Source organism: Nitrospirota bacterium, from assembly GCA_016212185.1.
GTDB lineage: Bacteria > Nitrospirota > Thermodesulfovibrionia > UBA6902 > DSMQ01 > JACRGX01.
This window is the reverse complement of the sequence record JACRGX010000091.1, coordinates 21,810-29,849: the sequence shown is the minus strand read 5'-3', so window position 1 is coordinate 29,849 and position 8,040 is coordinate 21,810. Positions and strand designations below refer to the sequence as shown.

9 protein-coding genes are annotated in these 8,040 nt (G+C 40.4%); all 9 read right to left on the bottom strand.

Going from position 1 to position 8,040, the window contains the following annotated elements; translation table 11 throughout:
- Window positions 1–1,717: hypothetical protein (locus HZA10_10835; protein MBI5196799.1), on the bottom strand; the 1,717-nt coding region annotated here is incomplete at its 3' end.
- Window positions 1,718–1,735: 18 nt separating this feature from the next.
- A complete protein-coding gene (locus HZA10_10830) occupies window positions 1,736–2,485 on the bottom strand; it encodes a class I SAM-dependent methyltransferase (protein ID MBI5196798.1) in 750 nt (249 codons plus the stop codon).
- Entirely contained in the window at window positions 2,478–4,013 is a 1,536-nt protein-coding gene (locus HZA10_10825; GenBank protein MBI5196797.1) for a B12-binding domain-containing radical SAM protein, read from the bottom strand. Before HZA10_10825 ends, HZA10_10830 begins: the two co-directional genes overlap by 8 nt.
- Complete coding sequence (locus HZA10_10820; GenBank protein ID MBI5196796.1) at window positions 4,014–5,105, bottom strand: radical SAM protein; 1,092 nt, start codon at window positions 5,103–5,105, stop codon at window positions 4,014–4,016.
- Window positions 5,106–5,224: 119 nt separating this feature from the next.
- Window positions 5,225–5,377 carry a hypothetical protein gene (locus HZA10_10815; protein ID MBI5196795.1) on the bottom strand — a complete coding sequence of 51 codons (153 nt, stop codon included), beginning with the start codon at window positions 5,375–5,377 and terminating at the stop codon, window positions 5,225–5,227.
- A 63-nt stretch (window positions 5,378–5,440) separates the two neighbouring features.
- Window positions 5,441–6,358, bottom strand: a complete 918-nt coding sequence (locus tag HZA10_10810) for a class I SAM-dependent methyltransferase (protein MBI5196794.1) — start codon at window positions 6,356–6,358, stop codon at window positions 5,441–5,443.
- 4 nt (window positions 6,359–6,362) lie between these two features.
- Window positions 6,363–7,292 (bottom strand): glycosyltransferase family 2 protein, encoded by a 930-nt coding sequence (locus HZA10_10805; GenBank protein MBI5196793.1) that lies wholly within the window; start codon window positions 7,290–7,292, stop codon window positions 6,363–6,365.
- Between the two features lie 73 nt (window positions 7,293–7,365).
- Complete coding sequence (locus tag HZA10_10800; GenBank protein ID MBI5196792.1) at window positions 7,366–7,803, bottom strand: type II toxin-antitoxin system VapC family toxin; 438 nt, start codon at window positions 7,801–7,803, stop codon at window positions 7,366–7,368.
- A complete protein-coding gene (locus HZA10_10795) occupies window positions 7,784–7,993 on the bottom strand; it encodes a hypothetical protein (GenBank protein MBI5196791.1) in 210 nt (69 codons plus the stop codon). The genes HZA10_10800 and HZA10_10795 overlap by 20 nt, the downstream gene beginning before the upstream one ends.
- Between the last annotated feature and the right edge of the window lie 47 nt (window positions 7,994–8,040).

Here is an 8,040-nt window from a genome sequence, read left to right as displayed (position 1 = left end):
GGCGGTTAAAGTAAAGGAACAACGGCTGATCTTCAAGCATCCGAAATTCATTACTTTCCTTCAGCCTGCCAAAGTTAAAACTTTCCTGCTGGTTGTACCACCACCCCACAAACAGTTTTTGATTCATCGCTTCAATATAGTTAGGATATGGGGACCCCGGAGTCACAGACACAAGATACGGCCGGTTTCGGCTGTCACTGATTGACGGTCTTAAGTGGTCCTGCGTAAAACTAATTCTCATCCTGTCAGCCACAAGTTCAGCGTCCTGAAAAGACTGGCTGACATAATTCTGGTCCGTAAGCGTCATCTCAACAGATGCTCCGCTCCTCACCGGCGGCTCATTTATATCAACCCTGTGAATGACCAAAGAAAGCTCTGTCGCAAGCAAGACAACTACTATAAGTGTCTGCACTGTCCTTTTTCTGTTAAGAAAAGTTGTGCAAAGCCACAGCACAGAAAGACTAAGATGGACGAGATATGCCCTGTAGTAAATGGCAGCATTATATTCCTTGAAAAACAAAAGCGACAAAAGTGCGATAAAAACAAATACCGTAAGCAATTTTATCTTTATATTCTCTTCGCTGAAAAAATCATCCAGATATCTGGACAAATACAGGATCGCAAATATCAGCGGATAAAACCAGTAGATAAAATCCAGTCTGATGAGCTTCATAAACGGCAGAACCGCATTAGCTATCTGACGGAGAACTGAAGGAGAGCCGCTTTTGTCCACAAGCAAAATCCATGCGCTTACAAGGAACATAACAAACAAGGAATTGAATCTGAATTTTCTCCTACTGATTGAATATATGAGAACTATCACAGCCAACTCTCCTAAATACAATGAGAAATAATATTTTACCGGAAGGAGGAAGGTCATAAAATTATATAAGGATATAATGCCAAAACGGGGGTCTGACGCAACAACATGCAGGCGCGGCGTTGAGCCGGTCGCATTATATAAGGGAAGCAGCCGCGGCAGTGTTATGAGAGCGGCCAGTATAAGGTTTACTGCCAGAAACTTTATTCCAAAGACAATCTCTTTCCTGCTCAGAGAATTGAGAATAACATATCCTGCAAAAAGGTATATGCTTAAAACTACAGATGGAACGTAACCGCCAAAAATTGCCATTACAAGGAATAAAACCGTTATGATGCTAAGCGGACTGCCCGAGTTCTTTGCCTTAAAATACCCCAGCAGGAAAAACGGAAAACACGCGGCATTATAAACCATGCCTCCCCATTGAAGCAGTGCAGTCATCTGGCCGCAGAACATAAAACTTACGGCTGAAATAAGCGCAGACCTTTTTGAAAAGCCCTGCTCAATAACGCACAGATACATCCCGAATCCTCCGAGTACTATCCAGAAAAGCAGTTCAATCTGATAGGTTTCCATGGTCCACTTAGTCAGAAAGCCGAGTATCATATGCGTAGGGAATAAAGATGAATTGAGATAGTGCCCCACCCACGGGAAACCGAAATTCATATACGGATTCCAGAGAGGCCAGCTTAATTCCCTCAGACAGTCGGACTGAAAATTTGCAAGCGGGACATATGCCTGCACAAAATCCGAGCCTGTAAATATCTTGTTCAGAAGCCAGTAATCCTTATAGATAACTAAACTCGCAAGCAGTAAAACGGCAAGATACGGCAGATTTTGAAGAAACGGAGATTTTAAACGCCCTGCGACAGTCTGAAGTTTTTCTTTATGATCCATTTTTAGAGCCTGTTTTAATCATTTCTTTTTCATTAAACATATAATTGTAGTTCCGGCAGGACATCTTATCAACCTTGATACAAGCATTTCCAGACGGCTGAAGAACAATAAAATTCTGTTAAGTACCGGAGGAACAGGCGGAAATTCGCAATTGTCATCTTTGTAGCTTTTCTTCAGCAGTCTCCTTAAAAAAATAGGAAGGACCAGAAAACTAAAAAAGTATTCCATGCAAACAACCGTTCCCCCTGATTTATTCAACACATCCCCCAGACTCTTTTTTGTATATCTCCTGTAATGCCCAAGCACCTTGTCCCACTCTGAATAAAGGGCAGGAAAAGCCGGCGACATAATTAACGCATAGGCTCCCGGACTCATTATGTCAATAAGACTTTTTGCAAAGCCTTCATCGTCCTTGATATGTTCCATGACATCCATAATCAGAATCAGGTCTTTGCCGCGCACCGGGTTTAAATCGCCGGAATTGATAACGGCATAATGGTCGCCGTATTTTTTTGCATATTGGACAGCAAGCGGAGAAGCGTCAACGCCAAGACAGCTTTTAAAATTAAATCTTTTATTTAATTCATGCAGAAAACCGCCGGTGCCGCAGCCGTAATCAAGAACATTTAATTCCGAGGGAGCGGTAAAATACTTCCTTATAGCATATTCAGCCCGGTTCAGGCGCGTTAAATGCCACCAGTAAGAGGTTTCAAGATTTGCCAGGCTTTCATAGTGGACCTCAGGCAGTAAATCAATATTTTTAGCCATTAGCTCCGGCTCTTTTTCTGTAAGCTGGGTGCCCTTTTTTAAACCTGCTGGCAAACCAGTACCAGTAATTCTTTGCATATGTGTAAGCATCTCTGTCATGACGACGAAAAACCATGAAAATATCAAGAGAACTCAGCAAAAAATCAATTGGCAGATAAGGGAGAAGCCTAAACAGCTTCGTCTTAATTATAAAAGAACTTATAAAACTCGGTATCATAGGAATTAAACGGAACAACAGCCTGTAAGCCAGAAAAAATCTGAGCTTCTCAGGGTCTCTTCCGATGGAACCGGTTGAAAGGTAGTGATTATGCGCACCGTCTTCCAGTTGTTTGATATCTTCTGCGGTAATTTCGCCATACTTGAGCCCGTGTTCAATAATATCAAGTTTTGGAAGATACTCAAGCATAAATGGCGATACCCTGTAGCATTTTTTGCGCGTCGTAAAAAATTTTGCAGCTTCAATAAGCTCTTCCTCTGTCTGTTTAGGAAGCCCCAGAATATAATCAAGAGAATACGGAAGACCCGCCTTATCCATAGCATCTGTTGCGGCTATTATCTGGTTATTGGTCTCCTTCCTGTTTAAAATTTCGGACCTAACCCATTCGCTGTATGATTCAATTCCAAGTTGTATGCCGAAACAGCCCGTTTTTTTCAATTTAAACGCAATTTCTTCATCCATAGTAGCAGGATGAGCAAAAGCCTTAAATGGGAGATTAATTTCTTTTTTGTATTTTTCAGTAAACTCTAATACCCACTTTTTCGTAGCTGTGAATGTATTGTTCCTGAAATCAACCCACTCAAACCCGTATTTCTCTCTCATTTTTTTTAGTTCATATATCACAGAGTCCGGAGAACGTTCCCTTAAACGTTTTCCCCCCAATCGTTTAATCTCCTTCGCCTGATATGAGAGTGAACAAAAAGCGCAGGCAAACGGACAGCCGCGCGCGGTAACCGCCAAATAATAGTTTTTAATCGGCACCTGAGAGGCAAAAAGCTCTTTATCCGGAAGGGGGAGTGAATCTAAATCTTCTATTAAAGGCCTTTGTTCGTTTTGTATTATTTTATCGCCTTTTTTGAACCATATATTCGGGATGGAATAATTAATATTGTTCTTTTCTATTGAATTGCATAAATCTAACAATGCATAATCTCCTTCCCCGACACATACCATATCAACACAGTCATTCTTCATCACCTGCGCCGGCAACGTTGTAGGATGAATTCCCCCGAAAATAATCGGCACGTCAATTTTACTCTTTATCCGTTTTGCCATATCCAATGCCCATTTATATGTAGGCGTTAAAACCGAAAAGGCTATAATGTCCGGTTTGCTGTCTATTGCCTGAGAAACCACTACATCCTTGTGGTCAAATAATCTTGCTAACCGGGGGTTGCACAGATAATTCTTATCATCAAAAAGAGACTGATCATATGCAAGAGAGGTTTTATGCCCGTGCAGTTTTAACATAGCAGATAAAACTTCAACGGAAATATTTTCAGCACCCATCGCAACAAATGTACACTTCATTTATGTCTCCTTGTAATTTTCCTTTAGACTTTTTGAGAGTACCGGATGATCTTTCCACATTTGCGGAAGCTGTTTTGCTTTATAAGTCGGAATTATATAGTTTTCAATGAAAGTCCGGTCTTCACCAGCCAGGCAAACCTGATTATATTCCCTGAACTTCTCTAATTTTAACATCCTATTCCTTATTGAGGATAAGGATTCGGTTTTGATGTTGCCGAAGGAAATATGAATAAAAGGACACGGGATGACATCTCCGTAAGGAGTAATATAGAGTTTTTCAATGCCTGCAGAACATCCGCACTTTAAATAATTAGAGTCAAAATCCCGCCTTAGATGAGGGAATCGCTTTTGCATCAAAGCAAAGTATTCGCGATCATCATTATCAAACATCTCTGAAAAGTTACCGCTCCATTTCCCGACCGGACAGGGTATTGATACTACAACAGGAATGTTGCTCCTTGCGGAAAAAGACAGCAGGTTTAATATCCCCTCAGATTTGATATTATTGTGTGTAAAAGTTACGCTGAAAATAATTTTTATTCCCCTCAAAAAAGCCATGTCCACATTTTTCAATGTCTCCCTGAATGCACCCTTCTTGTTTCTGAAAGAATCATGTTCGTCAGGATCGAAAGAATCAAGGCTCACTTGCAAAACATCCACACCTGCCTTGTACAGAGACTCTATGCGGGAAGTGTTAAGAAGCAGCGCATTGGTCTGCAATCCTATCAGAGAACGTGATGGAAAAAATAAACGGATAATATCCTCCAAATTTTTATTTACCAGCGGCTCTCCTCCCGTGAATGCAAAATATATGGCGCCTAATTTAACAGCTTCTCCGGCCAATTGAGAATATTGGGCTTCAGAAAGAACGGTGTCGCTGCTCTTTAGCGCTTCACAGGAACAATGCCGGCATGCTAAATTGCATGCGTAGTTCAATGCAATGTCTATGTTCCTCAATGGTTTTTTTTCCAGTGCGCCGTATATGATATACTTAATATATGAGGATGCGATTCTTGTAATTAACAGGGGTTTTCTTCTGGGCTGGAAGATAAACCTGAAATTATCCAAAAATCTTTGAACTTTTTGTTTCATTTTGCCTTATATATTAGTTTTAGATGCCGTCTATGCCTCATGGAGTAACAAGTTTCAGCATGACACCTTTGTATTGCTTACCATGGAAAACAAATTTCTTAGATTCAATCGTATCTTTCTTAAGATGATGTGGAATCAAAGCCCTCAAGAACACAATCCAGTATTTTGATATCATGTTTATGGTTGTCAGTATTACTTTTGAGATAGCCCAGCGCCATGGGAATACCATAATACAGGTCATACCCTTTCGGCCAAATTAAAACTACTTTCACGCTCTCTCCCCCCGCTCATATTTTAACACATGCATAATTTATGCATTAAAAATCAGAATGTTACTACTCAACCTTTTTCTTCATGACAAACTGCATCAAGGATGTCTGGGATATAAACTTCTGAAGCAGATTTATCGGTAAAAACAGAACCAACAGCGCCGGAAAATAAAAGGCTCTGCCGTTTTTCAGATTGCTTTTCAACACAGTGTCCTGCAGAAAATTTTGTACGGATAATGCCCAGTGGGCCGGTTGTGTTAAATTTTTCATACTGACCACTTCAAAACCGCTTTTCTCCGCTAAGATATAAAAATTTTTTTTGTTAAAGAGATTCAAGTGCCTGGGCGTGTGATATCCTCCCCAATACCTATGGAATAATTTATAATCCCAGCTTTCAATATTAGGCGTTTCTCCGGCCACCAGTCCGTCGTCATTCAAAAGTGAATGGCATTGCCGCAGTGTTTTGACCGGGTCATAGACATGCTCAATAAAGTTTTCCATTATAATCAATTGGGCGCTTTTTTCTGGGAATACAACTGTCTCAAGCTCTCCCCTGATAACTTCCAGCCCTCGTTCTTTTGCCCTTTCCACAGCCTTTTGATTAAAGTCAATTCCTTTTATATTGCTAAACCCTATTTTTTTTAGCTCCATCAAAAGGTCCCCGAAGGAACAACCCAGCTCTATTATTGATGCATTTTTTTTAACGAGGTTTGCATAATAAAAAGCCTTTGCCTTCCAATATCTTCGTTTCATAAAGCGTGCAGCCGCTGTAACATGAGGGTGATAAGCATGGTAATTTTCCGGATATGCCTCATCCAATTTCACCTCATCAGGGAGAGGGTCAATACTTAAAAGCCCGCACTGCCCACATATGTAATATGTATATGAGCCTGAAGATGCATATTCAAAGTCCAGCACATCAGAATCGGCTTTTTTAAATTTATTAAAAAAACAAAGATTGCAGTTTTTTAATGCAGTATCCATCCAGCTATCTATATTTTCTCTTTATGATATATAACGGTCTTTTTTTAACTTCAAAAAATATACGCGAAATAAACTCCCCTATAAGTCCGATAAAGAAAAACTGCAGGCCTGCAAGCAGCAGGATTATACTGACCAAAGAGGGCCAGCCCCATGGGCCGATATCAAAAAATACCTTAAATATAAAAATTATAACAATGCTTAGAAGGCTGAGCGCGGAAAGGATAATCCCGAGATGCAGGGGCAAGGACAGCAGGACATCGGAAAACGAAGTAAAGCTGTCAAAAGCCAGGCGGTATAATCTGTATAATGTCATCCTCGGCTTTGCATCATAACGCGCCCCCCTGTCAACCTCTACACCGGTCTGATTAAAACCAATCCAGTTTCTAAGCCCCGGTATATATCTGTTATGCTCGCTGATACGCTTCATCTGTTCAACCACCACATGGTCCATCAGTCCGAAAATGCCGGCAATCTGCATATCAATATTGGAGATTTTTTTGTTCAGCATGTGAAACATTTTAAAAATAAGCGATTTAAGCAAAGATACCTTCCGCGACCTGCGAACCGCATAAACCACCTGATAACCCTCGTTCCATTTATCCAAAAATTTGAGAATGTCCTCAGGCTGGTCTTCAAGATCGGCATCCATTAAAATCACGGCATCGCCGTCCGCCTCATCAATCCCTGCCGTAAGGGCATTCTGATGACTGAAGTTTCTGGCTAAATCTATTATGCAGACCCTTTTATCCTGACTGTTAAGCTCAATCAGTTTATTCAGGGAGCCGTCTGTGCTGCCGTCATTGACAAAAATAAATTCAAACTCTTCATGCCTTGCCTCCGCAACCTTTGCAAGCCTGTCGTAAAGAGTTTGAAGCACTGCTTCCTCGTTAAAAACGGGGATTACTACCGAAACCTTTTTTCTTTTTTCTTCCATGTTCATTTCCTATTTTATTTATTATTATTGGTTACGTATAAACTTTTTTCAAAACCCCGCATTGCTGTGGCTGTCATCCTTCTCCATACACCTTAAAATCCACAAACTCTTTTATCCTTGAAAAATCCTTTGCATTATGAGTGACTAAAATCGCCCCGATTTGCCTTGCTGAAAGGGCAATCAAGACGTCATTTTGAATTTTTGATAAAAATTTCTCTTCAAATCCGTATTTCTGTCCAAGTTTAGCAATAACTTTTCCGGCTTTCTGCCAATCAGACGCTACAGGGACTATCAACCTGCCGGTGCTGTAAAAAACACCATATAATTCATCAAGGAGTTCTATGGAATTATTATCAAAGGCGCCGGCATAAAGCTCTTTTATTACCACCGCGCTTAAGTATACCACCGGTTTTTCAACTTCAAGTTCAAGAAATGGGTAGGAGACCCCTTTATTGACAAAGGGGATGTATATTGAGGCGTCAAGCAGGATTTTAACTCTGGCATCTGCCATAAACATCCTTAATATTTCCCTTGCCTTTAATTGACATGAGAACTCTTCTAATTTTGTTGTCAGCTATTAAGGTGTCCATGGCATTGTTAATGGCTTCTGTATCTGTTTTTGCTTTTGTGATTTTCCTGATGGTTTTAATTTTTGCAATATCAAGGATAAACTGTTTTCTGACCTTTGTTTCGGTTTTCATGTTCTTGTCGCCTCCATGTGTATTTTATCTTGTTTTATACACATTGT

Bases quoted from the DNA above. Each gene is read 5' to 3' on its own strand.
- HZA10_10830 (MBI5196798.1), bottom strand. From the start codon at position 2,485: ATGGCTAAAAATATTGATTTACTGCCTGAGGTCCACTATGAAAGCCTG.
- HZA10_10825 (MBI5196797.1), bottom strand. From the start codon at position 4,013: ATGAAGTGTACATTTGTTGCGATGGGTGCTGAAAATATTTCCGTTGAA.
- HZA10_10820 (MBI5196796.1), bottom strand. From the start codon at position 5,105: ATGAAACAAAAAGTTCAAAGATTTTTGGATAATTTCAGGTTTATCTTC.
- HZA10_10810 (MBI5196794.1), bottom strand. From the start codon at position 6,358: ATGGATACTGCATTAAAAAACTGCAATCTTTGTTTTTTTAATAAATTT.
- HZA10_10805 (MBI5196793.1), bottom strand. From the start codon at position 7,292: ATGGAAGAAAAAAGAAAAAAGGTTTCGGTAGTAATCCCCGTTTTTAAC.
- HZA10_10800 (MBI5196792.1), bottom strand. From the start codon at position 7,803: ATGGCAGATGCCAGAGTTAAAATCCTGCTTGACGCCTCAATATACATC.
- HZA10_10795 (MBI5196791.1), bottom strand. From the start codon at position 7,993: ATGAAAACCGAAACAAAGGTCAGAAAACAGTTTATCCTTGATATTGCA.